The following is a 21,209-nucleotide window of genomic DNA, read 5'->3' as shown; positions in this document are numbered from 1 at the left end:
ATCTCCGCCGACCTCGCGGCTGAGATCTGGTGAGGGACATTGCCTTGGTCGCAGGCCGACCCGTACCTCATCGAAGCCGACCGGACCGAGCCCCGGCGCGCTGTGGGTGACCGCTACGGTGCCGCAGTGGCGGTGCTCGCCGAGGAGTTCGACGCCATGCACGTGGCCACCCAGGCGGTCTTCGACCGAGCCCTGGCCACCAGCACCGCACAGGACTGGGCCGACGACCGGACCCACCCGAACCCGGCCGGCCACGCGATGATCGCCGACGCCTTCCGTGCCGCCTTGGGGATCTGACCCGAACGCGAGGTGCGGGTCAGTCGGTCGGCGCCGCGGGCCGGCCCGCGGGACGCTGTGGTGTTGGACGGCGGGAGCAGCGTGAGCCCGCGCCTGCGGTGCTGCTGCCCCCCGGTCACCGCGCCCGGCCCGCCGAGGCGCCGTACCGCCGGGGCCGGGGCCGCTGCGCGGGCACCGGCGCGGCCACCGGACCGCGCGCGGAGCGGGAACCGTCCCCATGCACCTGGTCGCACTCGACCGACCACCGACACCTACACCGTCGTCAACGAACTCAGCGGCAAGTGCCTGGACGTCTCCGGCGCCTCCACCGCCGACGGCGCCGCCGTCATCCAGTACACCTGCAACGGCCAGACCAATCATCAGTTCACCCTGAACCCGGTCACCGCGCTCGGCAACAGCAAGGACTACCAGCTCGTCGCCACCCACGGCGGAAAGTGCGTCGACGTCAGCGATGTGTCGAAGACGGCCGGAGCCAAGATCCACCAGTGGACCTGTGACCCCGCAAGCGCACTGACCACCAAGAAGAACCAGATCTGGCGTCTACAAGGCCTCGGCTGAGCAGGCCGATCCACTCCGCGGGCCCCTGCTGGTGGCAGGGGCCCGCTCCCCGCGCAGGCAGGCTGCGCCCACCGCGGCGGCTACTGCCGGCGACTGGCGGCCAGGTCTGCCGGTGCGGCCGTGTTCACCGCGTCCCACCGCGGGCCACCCCTGCGTCTCGATGAAGGTCAGCGGTGGTCCTCGTTGCCGTGGAGGTCCGCCAGGTCGGCGAGCGCGCGGTCGAGGGAGGCTGTGAAGAAGTCGGCGGCGGCTTCGTCGATGCAGAGGGGCGGCTTGATCTTGAGAATGTTGAGGTGGTCACCGGTGGGCTGGACGACGACGCCGAGGTCGAGCATGCGTTCGCAGAGCTCCGCGGTCTCCTCGGTGGCGGGCTCCAGGGTCTCGCGGTCGCGGACCAGTTCGAGTCCGAGGTAGAGCCCGGACCCGTGAACGGCGCCGACGAGGTGATGCCGGTCCGCGAGCGCTTGGAGCCCGGCCCTGAGCCGGGCGCCGGTGCGGACGGCGTTTCCCTGTAGGTCCTCCTCGCGCAGCACGTCCAGGACGGTGAGCCCGGCGACACTGGATACCGGGCTGCCGCCGGTGGAGGAGAAGAAGTAGCCCTGGTCGCGGTAGCGGTCGGCGATCGCCTGGGAGGTGATCACCGCGCCGAGCGGGTGGCCGTTGCCCATCGCCTTGGCCACGCACACGATGTCGGGGACCACCTGCTGCTGTTCGAATCCCCAGAACCAGGTGCCCAGACGGCCGTAGCCGACCTGGATCTCGTCCGCGATGGCCAGGCCGCCGTGCCGGCGCACCGCCGAGTACACCTGGGCGAGGTAGCCGTCGGGCAGCGCGACCCCGCCCGCGTTGCCGTAGTACGGCTCGGCGATGAAGGCACCGGGCGGATGGCCCGAGGAGACCAGATCCTCGATGGCTCGGACGGCCTCGGGCGCGTAGCGGTCGGATTGATCGCCGCGGTGGCGGCCCCGGTAGGAGTTGGGCGAGTCCACGGTGTGCACCCAGGCGGGCCGGCTGGTCAGGGCGGCCGGGTTGTCGGCGATGGAGGTGGAGACGGCGTCGGAGGCGTACGTCCAGCCGTGGTAGGCCTCACGCAGGGCGACGACGTCATGTCGGCCGGTTGCGCCGATGGCCAGCCGGATCGCCAGATCGACCGCCTCGGAGCCGGAGTTGACGAGGAAGGCGGTGTCCAGCGGGTCGGGCAGCAGGGCGGCGAGGCGTTCGGTGAACTCCACGACCGAGGCGTAGTGGAAACGGGAGTTGGTGTTGAGTCTGCGCAACTGCCTTGACACCGCCCGTTCGACGCGGGGGTGCGCGTGGCCGAGCGGGGTGACGTTGTTGACGATGTCGAGGTACGGCCGGCCCTCGGTGGAGACCAGGTGATGGCGCCAACCGCGTTCGATCCGCGGCGGGTTGTCGTAGTAGTGCCCTTGTACGGCGGCGAAGGCCACGGCGCGCCGTGCCAGCAGGTCCGGCCGCGCATGAGCGTCGGCGATGTCCAGGCCGAGCAGCGCGCTGGGGTCCGCGGTGAACGGCAGCCAGCCGGCGGCGTACTCGGGCCGGACCAGCGCCGGCACGGCCGGGGCGTCCGGCTGCCGCAGCAAGAGGTGGAGACGGGATCCCGCGGGCAGCGTGACCAGTCGGTCCCCTGCTCGCAGAATTGTGCCTGCGGGCTGGACGGGTGCGTGGTCACCGGTCCAGGAGAGGCGCAGCAGCTGGGCACCGTAGCCGAGGGTCGTGTGTCCGGGCCCGGCCGTGACCAACTCGCCGTCGCAGGGCGCCTGCAGGGTGGCCGGCCGGCCGAGCCGGAGGTCCACGCCGGTGGCCACGGTGGCCGGCGAGGTATTCGACAGCACTGTGGCGGCGGTGAGCCGCGCCTGGGCGTAGCGGGTGGCCACGGCGGCGGCGCCGTCGGTGAGCAGCGCCGCCGCGAGCCGGTCCTCGGCGTCCGGTTCCAGCCAGCTCCCGTGGTCCAGACCGTCGGCTTCGGGAGCCAGGTCGAGCACCGCGATGTCGGCGGCCGCCAGACCCGTGACCAGGGGACGTACCGGTTCGGTGGCCGGGGCCGCCGTCGGCGCGAGCCCCAGGGCGTCGGCGACGAGGCGGGTCATCACCGCAGCGGGGACGGCGGTGGCCGCTTCGAAGATCCGCCATTCGCGATCGAGCGCGGTGTGCACGTAGGCGTTGTCCCCGTCCACGGCGGCCTGGTGTCGGCCGCTGACCACCAGGGTGGCCGCCCGGAGCACCACGAGCGGCCACAGCGCCGCGACCTCCTCGGCGGCCAGCGGGCGGATCGCGTGGAAGGCACGGACCGCGGGCAGGACATGATGCGGCTCGATGCCGCGGTGGTGCAGCATCGAGGAGAGGCAGACCGCGAGTTCGCAGACCGCCCAGCTCTCGGTGAGGTCGCCGAAGTCGATGATCCCGTCCGGCCGGGGCGCGTGCCGACTCGCGCGGACCAGGTTGTCGTCGGTGAGGTCCAGGTGCACGGCCTGGCGGGGCAGCCGGTCGTTCACCCGCACCAGGTGCGCCCAGGCCTCGGTGGTGGCCGTCAGGACCGCGTCGCGCCGGGCCGGCTCCGGCACGTGCCGGAGCAGCAGGTCGACGACGCGGTCGGCGTGGCGGAGGTCCCACTGCAGGACGCGGTCCAGGCCGGGATGACGGAAATCGCGGAGCGTCGCGCTGACGCGGCCGGCGATCTCACCCATCGCCGCCACCGCCGGTCCTGCGAGATACCGCGACCCGGAGAGCGTGCCGCCGGGCAGGTAGCGCAGCAGGCGGGCGGTGACCTCACCGTCCTCGGTCTGGACGGTGGCTGTGCGGCCGGCGCCGTCACGGTCACGAAGGACTGTCGCCGTGCGCAGCATGGGCTGGGTGACGGCGATGAGGTCCGCGGCCTTGTCCTGTGCGTCGATCTCGGTCGGATTGAACGCCGGATTCGCGATTTTGAGGACAGCGACCGGGGTTCCATCGTCCTGCCGGAGCAGGAAGTTGGCGTCCTGCTGGCTGCCGAGCGGTTCGACGCGCACGGCCGACCCGAGGAGCCCTTCGGCGATCTGTCGGGCCTGATCGGGCGTCACTCGCGGTGCGGGGAGGGACTCCTGGGTGAAGAAGTCGACGTTGCCGGACGGCGTGCGCATCATGCCGTGGTCCTTGCTGGTGGGGTGGGGGCGGGGGCGGTGCGGTCCGGGCCGGGTGCGCTCAGTCGACGTCCCAGAGGAAGCGATGGGTGTGGATCCCGAAGTACGGGAAGTTCTCCACGGCCGTGACGCCTTCGACGGGCCGCACGACGTCATTGATGAAGTCGAGCAGTTCGGCCGGACGTCGGCAGACGACCTCGGCGAACACGTCGAACGAGCCGGAGGTCAGGACGGAGTAGACGACCTCCTCGTGGTGCGAGAGGACGTCCGCCACGACCCGTGGGTCACCGTCGACCCGCAGGCCGAGCATCGCCATCGACTGGCCGCCCATGGCCATCGGATCGGTCACCCCGACAACCTGCACCACCTTGGCGTCGGTCAGTCGCTGCAGTCGCTGACGGGCCGCCGACGGCGACAGGCCCACCTTGGGCCCGAGCTCGGCGTACGGGATCCGGCCGTCCCGCTGTAGTTCCCGCAGGATGGCGAGGTCGACGTCGTCCATGGTGATGGCCTCCTCGGGTGGCATGACAGCGTCGACCATACAGCTGTTTCAGCTGACAATCCAGCAATTGACAGCAGAATCGAGTGTCAGAACAATCAAAACAGCTGCGATAGGTGGGCCGCTTACCTTGGCCGGGCACTCGCAGGCCGCCCATCTGGCTGCCCATGGACCCGCACCGTGCCCGATCCCGCGGCCGCCGGGAGGCTATCGCTCCGCGTGGGCACGCAGAGCCCGGACGAACCAGTCGAACACCGGGGCCAGGCTCTCGGAGACCGGCCAACCGTTGATCACGGCCAGGAGCTGCCAGTACCGCTCCGCGCGGGGATCGTTCGCGGTCTCCAGGCGCGTCAGCAGCCAACGCTGCAGGTCGGCGTCGTCCGGGCGGCCAAAGACCTGCGCGTAGCGGGCCATGAGGACCGTGATCACAGGAAATGCCCGGGGCGAGGCCGGGTCGACACCGGCTGCCAGTGCCTGACTCACATGGTCGCGGACGGCTTCGGTGAGGTCGTGGTGCAGGCCCGTGGTGTCGCCTTGGGCGCGTTCGGCCGCCTGGTACTCGGCCATGCGGCGCAGGGACGCCCGGAAGTCCGGGTCCTGGCAGAGCTCGGCGAGTTCGACCCAGGCGTCGACCTGCTCCGGCGTGGGGTCGTCGGGCAGGTCGGGCATGGCCGAACGCATCATGGCCACCAGTTCGGGGTTGGCATCGAGATCACCGAATGTGTCGTCGATGAACTTACTGATAAGACGTCGGCGTTCGTCATCGGAGAACTTGGCGAGCTTGTGCATCAGGTCCGTCTCCTCAGGGGTGGAGCCACGCTTGGCTACCGCTCGCAGCACCGCGCGCCGCAGTCGCAGGGTGCGGATCTGCACCTCCAGCGCTTCGGCATGTGCTGCGGCGACCTCGGGCAGCGAGACCTCCCGGTCCAGGATCTGCTGGATGGCGGCGAGGTCCAGGCCCAGGTCGCGCAGCGTCCGCACGAGGTCCAGACGCGCGAGGGCGTCGATGTCGTAGAGCCGGTAGCCGGCCGGGCTGCGGCCGGTCGGCGGCACGATCCCCGAGTCGGAGTAGAACCGTATGGTCTTGACCGTCAGCCCGGTCCGCCGAGCCAGATCGCCGATCGAGTAGAGCGTGTCGCCGTCCATGCCCCCACTCTCGCGTCTCCCCTTGCTGGAGACTCAACCGCTGCCTCCCACGCGCTGTTCCACTCCGGCGGATCGGCAAGCCGCGTCCCATCCACAGATCTTGACGATCCATCCTCGCGGTAGGCGCTGCTGGTGATCGCGGAGTCGTGCGCGAACACGCCCGGGCCGCCGTCCTGGACGATGACGTCGGAGCCCTTTCGACAAGGCCTACTGTCATCTGGCGCTGCGGGCTCGGTGCCGACGACCCTCGCCGCTTGGCCTGCCAGAAATTCCGGGTTGGGTGCAGTTCCTGGCTCACGCGAGATTTTCGTAGCCGGTGATCGGATCTGCTGGGGCCGTGACTTCGCGCCGCGCTGGCGCGATGCTGCCGGTGTGGGATGACATGTTGAAGCTGTTGCCGCGGCTTGCCAATGTGGAGATTGGTTCGGTCGAGGAGCGCGGGGACGCGGTGGTGATCTCCGCGCGGGCCCGGGCGGGACCGGCCGTATGACGGCACCCGCAACGACATCGCGGTTGCGGGCGCCCCGATCGTCGTCTCGATCCTCTCCGACCGCGGTTCCGCGGGCACGTCCTCCGACGACGCCCTGATCGCGGACGTCACCAGAGCGGCCTGGCCGCACTCGGCCGGTGACGGAGGTCCGGCGGATTCGGCACACTACTCGACGGGCTCGGCGAGCTCAGCGGACCAGCCAGGTCAGCGCCGTGGTCACCAGGAACACCACGCCTGCGGCAAGCCAGACCGCCGAGCGAGTCGGTCCCGAGGACCTGGCCGGCGCCCAGTCCCCTGCCCCCGGTGACAGCAGCGCGTCCGCGAATGCCTCCGCGGTCTGCGGTCGGTCCCCGGGATCGACGGACATCGCAGCACGGAGCAGGGCGTCGATGCCGTCGGGAACCGCCAGCTCGCCGGGGATCGTCGGCAACGAGGACGTCGACGCCTGGTCGGCCATCAGGGTGGCGCGTCCTCCCGGTCCGAACGGTTTGTGTCCGGTCAGCAGTTCGAAGGTCATCACACCGAGGGCGTACACATCGGCGCGACCGTCGAACCCACCGGTCTGGAAGGCCTGCTCGGGCGCCATGTAGGCGGGAGTGCCCGTGGTCACGGTCAGGCCTGATGCGTCCGCGAGCTGCTTGGCGCTGCCGAGATCCGCGACGAGTACGGCCGTCGGCGTGCGGTCGGCGTCGAGCAGGATGTTCGACGGCTTGATGTCGCGGTGGACGACACCCGTGCTGTGCAGCACCTGGACGGCGTATCCGGCCTCGGCCGCCAGCTGGAGCGCCTCGGCGGGCCTGCAGCGGCCGATCTTCTCGGCCAGGGTTCCGCCCCGCACGTAGTCCATGACGAAGTAGGGCCGGTCGTTCTGGACACCGACGTCGTGGACGCGCACCACACGTGGGCTGGAGATCCTGCGGAGCAGCCTGGCCTCGGCCAGGAACCGTTCCCGTACGTCGGCGTTGGACGCCCAGTTGTCGGCCAGGACCTTGATGGCGACGTCGGTGTCCAGCTCGGGGTCGTAGGCCTTCCAGACGGTGGCGAACGAACCGGCTCCCAGTCTGTCCTCAAGGAGGTAACGGCCAAGCTTCTGCATATGGCAGCATTCTGCCCGAGGCGTGGGGGGCTGGGGAACTCCCGTGCGGTCAGGTGGACGCAGGTCGGACCAACGGGGGGCAGCGAGGTGCTGGAGGACAGCGAACTGACACAGCTTGTGGCTGCTGCCCAGGCGGGTGACCGGGCATCGCTGGAGCACCTGCTCACCAGGCTTCGGCCCACGGTCGTGCGCCGTTGCTCCAGGTTCCTGCCGCATCACGCCGACGCCGAGGAGGCCGCGCAGGATGCCCTGCTGTCCATCAGCACGCATCTGCCGGAGTACAGCGGACGGGGCCCGTTCCTCGGATGGGTGACCGTGATCGCCTCGAACGCCGCCAGGTCCACGTACCGCTCGATGAGCCGGCGCGCGGAGGACAGCCACGCGGTCCTTCCCGAGAATCGGGACCCGCGGACGACGAGCGTCATCGCGGGGACCCGTCTGGACCTGATGGAGGCGTTGGTCGCACTGGAGAGGCAGCACCCGGCCCTGGTCGAGTCCTTCGTGCTGCGTGATCTCGGCGACCTGACCTATGCCCAGGTGGCCGAGATGCTCGACGCACCGCTGGGCACCGTCAAGGACCGCATCCACCAGGCCCGCCGCTTTATGCGCGACCGCCTCGACGGCGGCTTCTGAAGCCGGCGGCTGCTGAGGCAGTCCTCAAGGCTGTCCCAACTTTCCGATCCCACCGGACGTCAGCCCATACAGGAGCCAGGAGGTGCTGCTGTGCGAAACCGGATGATCGTCGCGATTCTCGCGGCGGCCATTGGACTCGGCCTGTTGACCGGCCGGTACGTCCTGCCTGCCCGCTCTCCGGCCCCGGCGGCGCCGGCCGCAGTGTCGTCCGCGCCGGGTTCCGCCGCTTCACCGCCGAAGGCCGCCGACGGGCCCATGGCGGCCCGGAACCTGTTGACTGCGGCCGAGTTCACCGAGGTGGGGATCGTCCGGCACATCTATGTCAGGGACCGGGTAGGGGACGGCGGCTACGCCAACGCGGCCTGCGCGGGGCAAAAGACCCTCGCAGAGACCCTGGGAGTGCAGAGCGCGTACTTCCGTGGGTTGGTGACGACCACGGACACCGACACCTCCGACCCCACCCTGGCGGTGCGGAGCGAGGACCAGGTCGCACGCGAGGTCGCCGCCGACGCCGGCAGCCAGGCACTGGCCGCGAACTTCACCGAGCGCCTGGTGCTGGAGGAAGTGCCGTGCCAGACCGAACCGGTCGGCCACTGGGTGTACGGACCGACGAACACGGTCGATGTCGCCCCGGGCATCATCACCGCGAGCTGGATGGGTACCTACGACGGCGACCTGAACACCACCGGGGGCGCGCCGCGGGGCAAGGAGCCGTGCGGAGGCATCGCCGTCATGCGGAACGGCTCCCACTACGGTGTCCTGGAGGTCGACGCCTGCCTGGGCACAACGGCGATGACGCGGATCGTCCGCGCGGCCGTGACACAGCTCTGAACACAGCTCCAGGTCCGCGTGAACCTTCCCGGGAATCCATCCAACTTTTCCGCCACCGCCGGCATCTCCCCAGATGTACCAGGACGCAAGGCGCGTCCCGGCCTCCAGGGGGATGAGATGTTCGACAACCGGGCAACCAGGAACAAGTTCTCGCGTCGCAGCCGTATCGCAGGCTCGGCGGCCTGCGTCGCCGCTGCCCTGATCACGGTAAGCATCGGCACGCAGTCCGCCACCGCCAGCGCGGACACCCGCGCCCTCGCCGCGCCGGGCCTCGGCTCCGCCGCGCTCGTCCAGAGCGAGGACTTCTTCCAGCAGGGCCTGAGCCCGGTCGGCGCGACGGTGGACCTGGCCGGGAAGCAGGCCCTCTCGGCCTGCTCCGGCGAGGAGACGATGCTCGTGCTGACCAAGGGGAAGGCCTCCGGCTACGCCGACGTGACCTGGACCTTCGACACCAGTGCAAGCCTGCTCACCGAGGCCGCGGCGGACGGCTCCACCGCCAAGTCGGCGATCTCGTACGAGAACCAGCTGAACGCGCTGCTGCGCGGCTGCCAGCACGAGCCGGCCGGCCACTGGCACTACGGCGCGGGCCACGCGCTCACCGTCACCGGCGGCGAGGGCCACTGGTACCCGTCCTACAGCGGCGACGGCGTCGTCTCCGGCGGTGTCGCGGTGATCCGCAGCGGCACCAGGGTCGGCATCGTCGAACTCGTCGGCCAGCCCACCGACGACCCCGGCTACATGCAGGGCATCACCGCCGCCGCAATCAACCGACTGGCCTCCTGATCCGAGGTCCCGCCGTCGGGCAGCAAGGAGGACCCGGTCACCGTTCGGCCGGGTCCTGGGCCTGCCCTGAAGTTTGTGTATGTCCTGCGTGCGACCCGAGTTGGCATGAGATGAGGTCTACGCCGAGAAGGATCAGACATGGGCAGCACGGGGGGAGGGTGCCATCGAGGCCGTAAGGCACCTGCCAGCGCTGCCCGAACCGCCGGCCGTGCTGTTGACCAGCCAGAACCTGTTCACAGTTTCGCGCCGCACGCCGGAACGCCGGTCAGGTCTCGCCGCCGAACGGCCATGCCTCGATGTCGCGGTAGTGGATGGCTCCCGGGCCACGGCCGATGTTGCTCCCCACCAGGTGGAGGCGCTCGGCCTGCCACAGGCGGCCGGCGAAGTGGGAGAGGCCCGCAGCCGCCGACCGGATGTCGGCCTGCTCACCCCGGCGTGCCCGGGCCAACGTCAGGTGGGGGCGCAGCGGGCGCTCCTGGAAGGTGACACCGGCCGTCCGCACCAGGTTACGGACGTCATCGGCGAGCAAGTGGAGTCCTTCGAGCTCGCCCTCGATGCCGCTCCACAGCAGGCGTTCGTCGAAGTGGCCGCCGCCGTTCAGGCCCAGGCGCAGGGGTCGGCGAGACGCAGCCAGCCGGGCGAGCGCCGGCTGCAGGACCGGTACAGCCGTCACCGGGATCTCGCCGAGGAACGCCAGAGTGATGTGCCAGTCCTCGATCCGGTTCCACCGTAGGCGGGGGTACTGCTCGTAGGCGGGCCGCAGAGCACCCGCCAACTCGTCCTTCGCGTCGTCGGGCGGAGCGAGCGCGATGAACACGCGTACGGCGGATGGCTGCTGGGGATGATCGGTCACCAGGGCTTTCTAACACCTTCCGCTGCTGACTCGCCGAGCACGGGGTGCTGACCGCGGCCGCTGGCCCGAGGCGAACGGGCGGCGGGCATCCGGAGCGCTACTGCCACCGGGAGATTGTCGATGCCTGCGGTATCTCGTGGACCAGGGCTGCAAGTGGCGTGGCCTGCCGCGGGACTTCCCCCCATTCTGTGGAATCAAGAACGTCAAGCTGCCGTCCTGCTGACACCAAGCGTAGGGATGCCGAGCGTCGTGGGGCCAAAGACGGAGTGGCGGTAGGACTGCGGCCCGAGGCAGTGGGCGGGGTTACCGCCTAGCGTCGGAGCCGGTGTGGTCAACGTTGGGAAGGACACCCGTTATGCGCGCGATCGTGTTGCGACAGCTCGGCAGCCCGGAGGAGCTTCGGCTGGAGGAGGTGCCCGATCCGGTAGCTGGTCCTGGTGAGGTCGTGGTGGAGGTTGAAGCCGCCGGGATTCAGTTTGTGGAGACGCAGATCGTGACCGGGAGACTGCAAGGGGTATCGCCGGTCGCGCCGAAGGCGTTGCCGTGGACGCCCGGGCGGGAGGTGGCCGGGGTGGTCGGCGCGGTCGGGGAGGGCGTGGACCGGGCGCTGATCGGGCGGCGAGTGGCTGGCCAGACCGCTACCGGTGGCGGATATGCCGAGCAGGCGGTGCTCACGGTCGAGGGCATCCATCTGCTGCCCGAGACATTGGGCAGCGCCGAGGCGGTGTCTCTGCTGGGCACGGGCCGGACGGCGGTCGCGCTGGTGGAGACCGCCGGGATCGGAGAGGGGGATACCGTGCTGGTGGAGTCGGCCGCTGGGGCGGTGGGCACGCTGGTGCTGCAGCTCGCCCGCGCGGCCGGCGCCGAACGGCTGATCGGCCTGGCCAGTGACAAGGAGAAGCTGAAGCTGGTTCGGGAGTTCGGTGCGGACGCGGCGATCGACTACACCGAGCCGGACTGGCCCGAACAGGTCCGGCTGGCGGCCCGGGAGGGCGTGACCGTGGTCCTGGACGCCCTGGGCGGGGAGACCGGCCGGAACGCCTTCGAGCTGCTGGCTCCGGGCGGACGGTTCGTCATCTTCGGTTTCTCCAGCGGGAGCATCACCCAGCTGGACCCAGCCGTGGTCGCCGAGCGCGGCATCACCGTGGCGTCTTACTTCGGCCCGCCAACCAGCGACCGCAGCCCAGAGGTGCAGATGCGTCAGACCCGCGAGGCGTTGGCCTTGGCGGCGGAGGGACGACTCCACCCGCTCGTTGGCCAGCGCTTCCCGTTGGCCGAGGCATCCGACGCGCATGCGGCGATCACTGCCCGGGCCACTGTCGGGAAGACCGTGCTCATCCCCTGAGCAGCGCTGGGCCCCGCAAGCCCTGGTGGGGCGCCGAGTGCGACGGGCTCACTCACCCGGGGTGCAGGCCCCGCCGCAGGCGCGGTCGGCTGTCGATGAGGAGGTCCCGTTCGTAGTGCCCACGATCAGCAGCGACGTCGCAGCGGTCGGTGGCGCCGGTCTTGCCTTCGACCGCTCGGTGAGTTCCGGGTTCATTGAGGATCGGGTGGTTCAGGACGTCGCCGTGTCTGACCACGTCGACGAGCGCCAGCGGACGTGACGAACTGGTGAAGCGGCCCTGCGCGCGGGTCTCGGCCAAGCCGGGCGCTTTGCGGGAGACTGGGGGGATTCGCACCCAGGAGAGGACATCGCACCGCATGGCTGAATCACCGCTTCTCTCCGTGCGAGGTGTCTGCAAACGCTTCGGCGCCGTGCAGGCCCTTGTAGACGTCGACCTCGACGTAAGAGCGGGCGAGGTGGTCGCTGTGGTGGGTGAGAGCGGCGCGGGCAAGTCCACACTGATCCGGGCGCTGGCCGGACTCGAGGCGCCGGACGCCGGCGCCGCGACATGGGGCGGCAGGCCAGTGGACCTGCGCAGGCCGCGCACGGTCCGACGGCTGGGCGTCGCCGCTGTGCACCAGGACTCCCAGCAGTGCCTCAACCTCGACGTGACCTCCAACCTGTTCCTCGGCCGCGAGTTGCGCCACTTCGGGCTGCTCGACGAGGTCGGCATGGAGCGCAGGGCCCGACGGCTTCTGGACAGCCTCGAGGTACGCATCGCCAACCTGCGGTCACCGCTGGCGACGCTGACCGCCGCGGAACGCCAGTCGGTCGCCATCGCGGGGGCCCTGATCGACGAGCCCGCGCTCCTCCTGCTCGACGAGCCGACCGCCGGGCTGGAACCCCGGCAAAGCACCCTCCTGCTCGACCTGGTGCGCCGGCTGCGCAGCAGCGGGCTGGGGATCGTCCTGGTCACGCACAACATCGACGACGTCCTGGAGGTCGCCGACCGCGTCGCGGTGCTGCGTCTGGGACGCATGGCCGGGGTCTTCGAGACGCGCTACACAAGCCAGGAGCAGATCGTCTCAGCCGTAACCGGCAACCAGATCCTCGCCGCGGCACTGCAGCGCAGTCTCCTGCCGAGGGATTTGCCGAAGCTCGACACACTCGACGCTGCTTATCGATATCTGCCGGCCCTGGCCGGCGCGGGCGGTGACTGGTTCGACGTCATCCCTCTTTCGGGTGCCCGGACCGCTCTGGTCGTCGGCGACGTGGTGGGCCACGGCCTCACCGCCGCCGCGACCATGGGGCGGCTACGCACCGCCGTCCACAACGTCTCGCACCTCAATCTCCCGCCGGGCGAGTTGCTGGCCCACCTGGACGACTTGGTCAGCCGCCTCGACGAGGAACGCGGAGCCGCCGGCGGCCACAACGACATCATCGGGGCGACATGCATCTACGCCGTCTACGACCCGGTGGCCCGACAACTCGAGGTGGCCCGTGCCGGACACGTCCCACCTCTGCTGGTCCAACCGGACGGCCGGGCGGCCTTCGCCGACGTTCCGGCAGGCCCCCCGCTCGGCCTCGGCGGCATGCCGTTCGAAACCGTCGAGCTACCCCTGCCGGACGGCGCCCGGATCCTGCTCTACACAGACGGTCTGATCGAGCGGCGCGACCGCGACATCGACGCCGGGCTGGACCGCCTGTGTGAGGTGGTCCAGCACGAGGGGGACCAGTCCCCCGACCGCCTGTGCGACGCCGTCATCGGCACCCTGCTGGCCGCCGACGCGGCCGGCGAACCGCCCGATGACGTCGCCCTGCTGGTCGCCCGGGCCCGGGGGCTTCCCGCCGACCACGTGGCCTGTTTCGACGTCCCCGCCGAGGCCGCCGCAGTCACCGGGATCCGCGCGGCAGCGGCGCGGCAACTGGACCGCTGGAACCTTGGGGACCTCACCTTCACGACAGAGCTGATCCTCAGCGAGCTGATCACCAACGCCATCCGCCACGCGATCGGCCCGATCACGGTCCGGCTGCTCCGCGACCGGTTCCTGGTCTGCGAGGTCGCCGACGCGAGCAGCACCTCACCCCATGTGCGCTACGCGGCGACCACCGACGAGGGCGGTCGCGGCCTGTTCCTGGTGGCACATCTGTCGGAGCGTTGGGGCACTCGCTACACCGACCGCGGAAAAGTCATCTGGGCGGAGCAGCGCCTGCCCTGAAACCGGGTGCGCTTCGAGGTCGGCTTTGGCATCAGGCCCGGCAGCGGGCCCGGCCTACAGACCGTACGACGCGCGCTCAGCGGGTGAGCCCCTTGTCCGCACAGGACGGCGCCGTCCAGGGCCGTGTCGGCGCCGGTCAGGCGCGACTCCGAGCCAGGCAGACAACGCCTGCCCATCTGGCCCGACTGAGACCAGAGCTCATGGCCGCCTGGTCCCACAGCTTGCCGCAGAGGGATGTCACTGCCGGCGACAACGACTCTCGAAGGCCCCCCGCGGTGGACTTTCTGGTCGTGGACGGCGTGTGGCAAGAATGGCGGGTATGACGATCGTGTTCCGGGTCCCTGCCGGCGGTGCGGAGCGGGTGGGGTTTGCCTACTCGCCGGTGATGGAAGCCGTACTCAGTCTCCACGTGCTGGTGGAGCCCAAGCACCACCCCGTGCAGCACGGCTGGGTGCGGGCGATGCGCAAGCTGTCCCCGGCGCTGAAGCGGGAGATCGAGGCCTTCTCCTACGCAGTGCGCTCGTACTTCCCGGAGTTCCTCTTCCCGCGGCCGACCGGGTCCGCCTGGAGTTCGCCGTCCCCCTGCTCACGCCCTGGCCGGGCGGCGGCGAGGGCAGGGATCCGCGCTTGCTGGACGAGCCGCAGGTGCGCCGCCTGTTGCGGGAGCGGGTCGCCCGGGAGAGCGACGAGACGATGGCCGCGATGCTCCTTGAGGACCCCCGCGCGCTGCTCGAACGATTCCTGAGCATGCTTCAGCGCTACTGGCGAGAGGCGTTCGAGGAGGAATGGGCACGGCTCGAACCCGAACTCGCCGCCGGCGTCTGCGAGGCCGGACACCAGATCGAGCAGCGCGGCCTGTACGGGATGCTCCGCGGCCTGTGGCCGGAGGTGCGCAGCGATCCGCGCGCCGAACGCTTCTGGCTGGAGCGGCCGCACGACCACGAGGTCGCCATTGGCCCGGACGACACGCTCGTCCTCGCCCCCAGCGCCTACGTGTGGCCGCACGTGCGCGTCAACTGCGACGGTCCGTGGCCCCTCGGACTCGTCTTCCCCCTCTCGTCGATCGTCCGGGAGGCCCGCCCGAGGATTCCGCCGACCAGGCTCGTCGGCACGCTTCGCGCGCTCGCCGACGACACCCGGCTGCGCGCTCTGCGGCTGCTCGCCGAACGCCCTCGCAGCACACAGGAGTTGGCCCCGCTCGTCGGCGTGAGCGAGGCAGCCCTGTCCAAGCACCTGCGGGTGCTGGCGTACGCGGGCCTGCTGGAGCGCCGTCGTGAGGGCTATTACGTGCTGTACCGGCTCGCGCCGGGGCAGGTGGCCGGCCTGACCCCCAGCCTGGAGAGCTTCCTGCACGGCGACGGCGAGGGCACTGATTAGCCATCCGCCGAATAAGTGGATCAGACCCCGGGCGGACCCCGACAGTGGCCGCATGTCACTGCTGAAGGACCGCGACTTCCTGCTCCTCTTCGCCGGCCAGGGCATCTCACGCTTCGGCGACGGCCTGTACACCGCTGCGACCGCCACCGGGGTCGCACCCGGAACGCCCTGGCGCCCTCGCGACGGCCGAGGTTCGGTGCATCTCGACATCGCCCGGATCGCGCGACTAGGCTCACGCGCAGGCAAACTATTCAATTTGTTGACTATGGAGACCGCCGTGCACCCCTTCCGCGCAGCCGTTGAGGCCGGCGACCACGATGCCATCGAGGCCCTTCTGGCCGAGGACGTCGTCTTCACCAGCCCCGTCGTCTTCAAGCCCTACCCGGGCAAGGCCATGACCGCCGCGATCCTGCGCGGTGCCGCACGGGTCTTCGAGGGCTTCCACTACGTCCGCGAGATCAACGACGGCGGCGGCCGCGACCACGCGTTCGTCTTCAAGGCCACCGTCGACGGCCGCGAGGTGCACGGCTGCGACTTCCTTCACGTCGACGAGGACGGCCTGATCGACGAGTTGACGGTGATGGTCCGTCCCCTCTCCGGCGCGCAGGCGCTCGCCGCCGCGATGGGCGTGCAGTTCGAGCGGATCACCGCCGAGGCGCTGGGCGCGTCCACGGCATGATCGCGACCGCGGGCTTCCGCCGCTACGTCGCGGTCGGCGACAGCCAGACCGAGGGCCTGGGTGACGGTGACGAGGTCGCCGGATGGCGCGGCTGGGCGGACCGATTGGCCGAGACGATCGCCGGGCACGAACCCGGCCTGCTCTACGCCAACCTCGCCGTGCGCGGCCGACTCGCCGGCCAGGTGCGGGCCGAACAGCTCGCCCCTGCCCTCGCGCTGCGGCCGGACCTGGTCACCGTGGTCGCCGGGATGAATGACCTGATGCGGCCGGGCTTCGACGCGGGCGAGGTGGTGGCGGAGCTGGACGCGATGTTCGCCGCCTTCAGCGCCACCGAGGCACGGGTGCTCACCTTCACGTTCCCCGACATCGGCCGGATCGCGCCACTGGCCCGCGGGCTGCGACCCCGGCTCCTGGACCTCAACGCGCGCATCCGGGCCACGGCCGGCCACCGCGGCGTCGCGGTCGTCGACTTCTTCCCGCACGAGGTGACGACCGATCCGCGCATGTGGAGCGCGGACCGGCTGCACGCCAGCCCGCTCGGCCACGCCGGGATCGCCGCCGCGGCGGCCGAAGCGCTCGCGCTGCCCGGCAGCGACAGCGGGTGGGCCGAGCCGCTGCCTCCGCTCCCGGCAGCGGGGCTCCGCGGGCGAGCCACCCGGGAGGCCGCCTGGATCGGCACCTTCCTCGGACCGTGGCTGATGCGCCGCCTGCGCGGCCGCTCCTCGGGCGACGGAAGGGTCGCGAAGCGCCCGGAACTGCGGCCCGTCGGGGCTCCTCGCCCGGTGCACTGAGCGGCGCGGGCCCGGAGACCCTCAGGCCGGCTCCTGCGCCGAATCCCGCGCGGGGGCCGGAGCAGGAGCCGGAGCAGGGGCCCGCCGGTCCAGAACGGCGAGTGCCTGCTCGCACCAGCGCTGGTTCCCGCGCTCGAACGACAGTCCGCGCATCAGGGTCAGATACGGCCCGATCCGTTCGGCCGTGGCGAGGTACTCGTCCTCGAAACGCCCGTCCAGCAGCCGCGCCCGCAGGCGCTCGTAGCGGGCCACCTTGGCCTGCGCCCATACCAGCCGTTCGAGCAGCGCCGCGCGCACGGCGTCCGGGTCGCCCGCGTCCACGGCCTGCACCTGGACGAGCAGCTCGTCCCGGATCGCGGACGGTCGCGGTGGCGAGGCCGTGAACGACCGCAGCGCGGCGCGGCCCGCCTCGGTGAGCGAGAACAGCCGCTTGTTCGGCCGCCGTTCCTGCTCGACAACTCGGGCGCTGACCAGCCCCTCGGCCTTCATCCGGTCCAGCTCCCGGTAGAGCTGCTGCGGTGTGGCCATCCAGAAGTTCGCCGCCGACGCGTCGAACGCCTTCGTCAGGTCGTAACCGGACGCCTCGCCGTCCAGGAGGGTCGACATGATCGCGTTGCGCAGGGCCATGCCGCCAGCCTAGCGAGCGCCCGGTGCGCCGGTCGCCGCAGGCCGCCGTCCCTCCCGCCGACCGGCGGAGGCACCGCGGCCGTCCGGCGGGGTACCTCCGGCTCGCCGCCGGATGGGATCTACCTGCTGTTCGAGAAGAGCAGCGAGATACCCCGGATCGGCATCGCCGGCGCCCGCGCCGAGGGCTTCCTGACCACCCCTGTGCTGCCGGTGCCTCGGGGCTCCCGACTCCGTGAGAAGCCGGGAGCCCCGAGGCCCGCGGCGTCGCGTCCGGGGCGTGCTTCCAAGCGGCGTCGAAGCAACGCGACGCCCCAACTCTGACTGCCCGTCGGCAGCCGGCCAACCCGCCGGTCGGCGCCCGGAACCCGGCCGATCGGCCCCGTCCCACCCTCCTACGAAGGGCGTCCCCTGGTGACGTGCTCTGGCTCGGCGACGCCTCCCGCAGCGGAGCGGTCGTTACCTGCGGGGGCTGGTGGGAAGCGGTCCTCGTCGCGGTCGCGGGGGAGCAGCCGCTCATTGCCGTGCCTGGCGGCGGATCAGGTTTTCGTCGCCGCGATGGTGCGCACGGGGTCGGAACCCGATCGCCCGCGTACCGCTTGAGCCTCAGTCGGACCGGGGCCGCGTGCCAACAGCCGGGTGTGTCGTCGCGGGTGACGTCCTCCTCGGGACTTTTCCCCACGCGCGGCTATCGGCGGCGGTTCCGCGATCAGGTGACCTGGTGCGGTACCAGTACCTCCCTGGCGACTGCGGACACGGTGTCCAGGGTCGGCTCCGCGATGACCCGGCCCAGTTGGGACATGAACTCGGTCTCCAGCTGCGGTGGCAGGACCTCGCGGCAGACGCCGGCCAGCATCGTCAGCAGCGACAGCGAGTCGCCGCCGAGCTGGTGGAAATCGGTGTGTGCGTCGATCCGGTTCGGGTCGATCCCCAGGGCTCCCGACCAGATCAGGGCGACTCGGGTCTCGATGCCGTCCCGAGCCGGATCTGCGGCGGCAGCAGTCGACGTGGTGTCCGCCCGGTCGGCGAAGGGGTCGGGGAGGGCGCGCACGTCCACCTTGCCGGCGACGCTGTAGGGGATCCGGTCCACCACGAACGTCGCCGCCGGAACCATGTAGGCGGGCAGCAGCCGGGTGGCATGGGACTGCAACTCCTCCGGGCTTACCTCGGAGTTCAGCAGGACGTAGCCGTAGAGGGCCTTACCGGAGCCGTCGGGACGGCTCCTGGCCACGACCACGGCGCGGTCCACGCCCGGATGCTTCTCCAGGGTGTCGGCCACCTCGGCCGGCTCGACCCGGTGACCGCGCACCTTGACCTGGTCGTCGATCCGGCCCAGGAACTCCAGGCCCCCGTCGGGAAGCCGGCGGGCCAGATCCCCGGTCCGGTACACGCGGGCACCGTCGGCCAGCCGGGGGAAGCGTTCGGCGTCCAGGTCCGGCCGGCCCAGGTAGCCGCGGGCCAGCTGGACGCCGCCCAGGTACATCTCGCCCACCTCGCCGGTCGGCACGAACCGCCGGTTGGCGTCGAGCAGATGGACCTGGGTGTTGTGGGCGGGGACGCCGATCGGAACGGCCGCGCGGTGGGCGTCCCGCACCGGATCGAAGGTGTGGGCGGTGCAGCCGATCGTGGCCTCGGTCGGGCCGTACTCGTTGATGATCCGGCAGCCCGGACCGAACATCTCCTGCGCCCGCGCGGCGACCTCGACCCGTAGCTGCTCACCGACGACCACGATGCTGCGGAACCCTGTCGCCGCGATGTCCAGACGGCCGATCAGCTCCAGGTGCGACGGCGTGAGGTTGAGCATGGTCGCGCCGGACTCCTCCAGCAGCCGGCGCAGGGTGAGGTGGTTGGGCTGCTCCGGAACCAGGACGACGGTCCCGCCGGCGATCAGGGGAAGGAAGATCGACGTCCCCGACACGTCGAAGGACAGTGACGTCAGCAGCGGGAGCCGGGTGGTGGCGTCGACCCCGAACTCCTCGGCTCCCCAGCGCAGGTAGTTGAGCAGGCTGCCGTGCTCGATCTGGACGCCCTTGGGCTGCCCGGTGGAACCCGAGGTGTAGAGGACGTAGGCGAGGTCGTCCGGACGCAGGTCGGCGTCCTGTTCCGGGCCGGGGTCGGTTCCGGTGGGCTTGAGCAGATCGTCCAGGCTGATCGGCTCGCAGCCGTCGGGGAGGTGGTCCCGGTCCTGGTGCGGTGCCTGCGCCAGGCAGTACCGGGCGCCCGAGTCGGCGAGCAGGCCCGCCAGTCGCGCGTCCGGATGCTGGACGTCGAGCGGCAGATAGGCGGCCCCGGCGCGAAGAATCCCCCAGATCCCGGCGATGGCGGCCGGCGTCCGCTCCGAGAGCACGCCCACGACGTCACCGCGGCCGACGCCCCGGGCACGCAGTTCGGCTGCGACCGCGTTCGAATGGAGACTCAGCTCACGGTAGGTCAGGTCGCCCTCCGGGCCGGTCAGGGCGATCGCCTCGGGTGAGCGCTCGACCTGGTCGCGGAAGAGCTGGACCAGCGACCGTGAAGGCGCCGGCTCCCGTTCGGTGCGGTTGGCGGCCGGCTCGCGATCGGACCGCGGGGACAGCGCTTCGACGATCACGTCGAGCAGGGCGTCCATCCGCTCGACCGCTCCGGGCACGTTCCGCCAGGTGAGCACGATCTCGGTGCGGCCGAAGCTCTCGATGACGTCGATGCCGGGGGGCGCCGACGGGCCCGACCCGCCGAGGATGTACACCGTCGAGGCCCGGAAGGAGTCGGCGCTGTAGTCCGCCAGATCGACCGATCCCATGCTGGTGACGAACGCGGTGCCCATGTAGAGCTCCTTGCGGCGCGCGGTGTCCTCCATGCCGTCGCCGAACACACGGATCAGCGGTAGGGGCATCCTCAGCAGCCAGGGGGCGGTGCGCAGGGTGAACTCCCGGCGCTCGGCCAGCCCGGTCAGCAGTTCCTGATGCACCTGCTCCCAGCCGGTGCCCGGCTTGACATCGAGGTTGACGGCCAGTGACAGCCAGCCCGTGGTGCGCAGATCGGGCTGGTGGCGGCGCAGGTCGACGGGGACGAAGAACCGGCTCGCGGGACTGTCCGGAGTCGCGGCGGCAATGGCGGCGATCACCTTGGCCGTGACCGCGGCCTGGTTGCCGCTGACCGTCCGCCGCCGCCAGATGTGGCCGCGCCGCCCCCGTGGAATCGGCGCCATCGGCGTGGTCCACTCCGCCTTGCCCATGCCGCCCTGGATGGGCGGCAGGCCCTCGGGCATCAGCTGCTTCAGAAACTCGCTGGTGTTGACGGTGGAGGGCGCACCCTGCGGCTCCTCGCCGCGCAGGGCCTGGAAGACGTTGGCTGCCCACAGCAGCATGCCGCGCGCGTCGGTGATCCCGTGGAAGCCGCGAAAGACCAGCTGCAGCGGCCGCCCCGGTGTGGCGGCGCCGTCGGCGTCGGTCCCTGCGGCCTCGTCCGGGACGAACAGGACCTCGCAGGTCGCTCCGCCGTCGTTGAGCGTCGTCTGCAGGGCGGGGTGGGAGAAGAGGTCCTCTCCCGGCTCAAGGTTCACCACGCGCACGGCCGGAGCGACGCCGCTGTCGATCCAGCTCCGCCTCTTCCGGCGCAGGCGCGTGCCGGGACAGGCGTCACCCGCCTTCTCCACGGCTGCGGCGAGAGCCTCGGCGGTCAGCTCACCTTCGCCCTCGAAGACGTGCTGACAGACATTCGGGATACCCATTCCGATGTACGTCCACTCATCCGGCCCGATACGTCGGGTGTACGACGGGGCTGAGGTTTTCACGGAGTCCTCCAAGGCTGGGATGCCAGGTACCGAAGATGGCGGTGGACGACTCCCGCGCCGTGCGGATGTGGAATTCCGGTGCCAGCGAAGTCAATGATGT

17 protein-coding genes and 4 pseudogenes are annotated in these 21,209 nt (G+C 70.9%); 13 read left to right on the top strand and 8 right to left on the bottom strand.

Features of this window, described 5'->3' with window-relative positions:
* Window positions 1–39 precede the first annotated feature (39 nt).
* The gene (locus TR46_RS10185) at window positions 40–297 is read left to right on the top strand and encodes an SGNH/GDSL hydrolase family protein (RefSeq protein WP_052432688.1); all 258 of its coding nucleotides are present in this window, start codon (window positions 40–42) and stop codon (window positions 295–297) included.
* 81 nt (window positions 298–378) lie between these two features.
* Window positions 379–855, top strand: coding sequence for an RICIN domain-containing protein (locus TR46_RS10180; RefSeq protein WP_042397230.1), 477 nt, complete (start codon window positions 379–381; stop codon window positions 853–855).
* Between the two features lie 167 nt (window positions 856–1,022).
* Here TR46_RS10180 and TR46_RS10175 read toward each other — a convergent pair whose 3' ends face one another.
* The 3 genes from TR46_RS10175 to TR46_RS10165 all read right to left on the bottom strand — a co-directional run bounded on the left by TR46_RS10175 (window position 1,023) and on the right by TR46_RS10165 (window position 5,637).
* On the bottom strand, window positions 1,023–3,995 hold the full coding sequence (locus TR46_RS10175; protein WP_042397226.1) for an aminotransferase: 2,973 nt from the start codon (window positions 3,993–3,995) through the stop codon (window positions 1,023–1,025).
* Window positions 3,996–4,053: 58 nt separating this feature from the next.
* Window positions 4,054–4,494: an Lrp/AsnC family transcriptional regulator gene (locus tag TR46_RS10170; protein WP_042397488.1), complete on the bottom strand. Its 441-nt coding sequence runs from the start codon at window positions 4,492–4,494 to the stop codon at window positions 4,054–4,056.
* A gap of 204 nt (window positions 4,495–4,698) precedes the next feature.
* Entirely contained in the window at window positions 4,699–5,637 is a 939-nt protein-coding gene (locus TR46_RS10165; protein ID WP_042397223.1) for a MerR family transcriptional regulator, read from the bottom strand.
* Window positions 5,638–5,974: 337 nt separating this feature from the next.
* Here TR46_RS10165 and TR46_RS42190 point away from each other — a divergent pair, with 337 nt between their 5' ends.
* A complete protein-coding gene (locus TR46_RS42190) occupies window positions 5,975–6,127 on the top strand; it encodes a hypothetical protein (RefSeq protein WP_161790107.1) in 153 nt (50 codons plus the stop codon).
* 187 nt (window positions 6,128–6,314) lie between these two features.
* Here TR46_RS42190 and TR46_RS10160 read toward each other — a convergent pair whose 3' ends face one another.
* Window positions 6,315–7,223, bottom strand: a complete 909-nt coding sequence (locus TR46_RS10160; protein ID WP_042397218.1) for a serine/threonine-protein kinase — start codon at window positions 7,221–7,223, stop codon at window positions 6,315–6,317.
* Between the two features lie 87 nt (window positions 7,224–7,310).
* On the opposite strand from TR46_RS10160, the gene TR46_RS10155 reads away from it, so the two are divergent.
* From TR46_RS10155 to TR46_RS10145, 3 genes are all read left to right on the top strand, one after another.
* Window positions 7,311–7,856, top strand: coding sequence for an RNA polymerase sigma factor (locus TR46_RS10155; protein WP_063770565.1), 546 nt, complete (start codon window positions 7,311–7,313; stop codon window positions 7,854–7,856).
* A 90-nt stretch (window positions 7,857–7,946) separates the two neighbouring features.
* Window positions 7,947–8,687 carry a hypothetical protein gene (locus tag TR46_RS10150; RefSeq protein ID WP_152626395.1) on the top strand — a complete coding sequence of 247 codons (741 nt, stop codon included), beginning with the start codon at window positions 7,947–7,949 and terminating at the stop codon, window positions 8,685–8,687.
* Between the two features lie 117 nt (window positions 8,688–8,804).
* On the top strand, window positions 8,805–9,470 hold the full coding sequence (locus TR46_RS10145; protein ID WP_042397211.1) for a hypothetical protein: 666 nt from the start codon (window positions 8,805–8,807) through the stop codon (window positions 9,468–9,470).
* A gap of 265 nt (window positions 9,471–9,735) precedes the next feature.
* Here the strand turns inward: TR46_RS10145 and thpR are convergent, their stop codons facing one another.
* Window positions 9,736–10,323 carry an RNA 2',3'-cyclic phosphodiesterase gene (gene thpR / locus TR46_RS10140; protein WP_042397207.1) on the bottom strand — a complete coding sequence of 196 codons (588 nt, stop codon included), beginning with the start codon at window positions 10,321–10,323 and terminating at the stop codon, window positions 9,736–9,738.
* A 355-nt stretch (window positions 10,324–10,678) separates the two neighbouring features.
* On the opposite strand from thpR, the gene TR46_RS10135 reads away from it, so the two are divergent.
* Window positions 10,679–11,668 (top strand): zinc-binding dehydrogenase, encoded by a 990-nt coding sequence (locus TR46_RS10135; RefSeq protein WP_042397203.1) that lies wholly within the window; start codon window positions 10,679–10,681, stop codon window positions 11,666–11,668.
* 52 nt (window positions 11,669–11,720) lie between these two features.
* On the opposite strand, the gene TR46_RS40880 is transcribed toward TR46_RS10135, so the two are convergent.
* Window positions 11,721–11,966 (bottom strand): hypothetical protein, encoded by a 246-nt coding sequence (locus tag TR46_RS40880; protein WP_152626394.1) that lies wholly within the window; start codon window positions 11,964–11,966, stop codon window positions 11,721–11,723.
* Between the two features lie 58 nt (window positions 11,967–12,024).
* Here TR46_RS40880 and TR46_RS44120 point away from each other — a divergent pair.
* The 5 genes and pseudogenes from TR46_RS44120 to TR46_RS10110 all read left to right on the top strand — a co-directional run.
* Window positions 12,025–12,528: pseudogene (locus TR46_RS44120) on the top strand (ATP-binding cassette domain-containing protein); the annotation flags it as partial.
* A gap of 213 nt (window positions 12,529–12,741) precedes the next feature.
* Window positions 12,742–13,866: pseudogene (locus tag TR46_RS44115) on the top strand (ATP-binding SpoIIE family protein phosphatase); the annotation flags it as partial.
* A gap of 319 nt (window positions 13,867–14,185) precedes the next feature.
* Window positions 14,186–15,243: pseudogene (locus TR46_RS10120) on the top strand (ArsR/SmtB family transcription factor).
* A 277-nt stretch (window positions 15,244–15,520) separates the two neighbouring features.
* Window positions 15,521–15,922 carry a nuclear transport factor 2 family protein gene (locus TR46_RS10115; RefSeq protein WP_042397482.1) on the top strand — a complete coding sequence of 134 codons (402 nt, stop codon included), beginning with the start codon at window positions 15,521–15,523 and terminating at the stop codon, window positions 15,920–15,922.
* A complete protein-coding gene (locus TR46_RS10110) occupies window positions 15,919–16,713 on the top strand; it encodes an SGNH/GDSL hydrolase family protein (protein WP_042397198.1) in 795 nt (264 codons plus the stop codon). Before TR46_RS10115 ends, TR46_RS10110 begins: the two co-directional genes overlap by 4 nt.
* Before the next feature lie 21 nt (window positions 16,714–16,734).
* On the opposite strand, the gene TR46_RS10105 is transcribed toward TR46_RS10110, so the two are convergent.
* The gene (locus TR46_RS10105) at window positions 16,735–17,340 is read right to left on the bottom strand and encodes a PadR family transcriptional regulator (protein WP_042397195.1); all 606 of its coding nucleotides are present in this window, start codon (window positions 17,338–17,340) and stop codon (window positions 16,735–16,737) included.
* 120 nt (window positions 17,341–17,460) lie between these two features.
* Here TR46_RS10105 and TR46_RS44110 point away from each other — a divergent pair.
* Window positions 17,461–17,661 (top strand): annotated as a pseudogene (locus TR46_RS44110) (hypothetical protein); the annotation flags it as partial.
* A 385-nt stretch (window positions 17,662–18,046) separates the two neighbouring features.
* Here TR46_RS44110 and TR46_RS10100 read toward each other — a convergent pair.
* A complete protein-coding gene (locus tag TR46_RS10100; protein WP_052432686.1) occupies window positions 18,047–21,046 on the bottom strand; it encodes a non-ribosomal peptide synthetase in 3,000 nt (999 codons plus the stop codon).
* Between the last annotated feature and the right edge of the window lie 163 nt (window positions 21,047–21,209).

The organism is Streptacidiphilus carbonis (assembly GCF_000787775.1).
Classification (GTDB): domain Bacteria; phylum Actinomycetota; class Actinomycetes; order Streptomycetales; family Streptomycetaceae; genus Streptacidiphilus; species Streptacidiphilus carbonis.
This window is presented reverse-complemented; position numbering and strand designations above follow the sequence as displayed.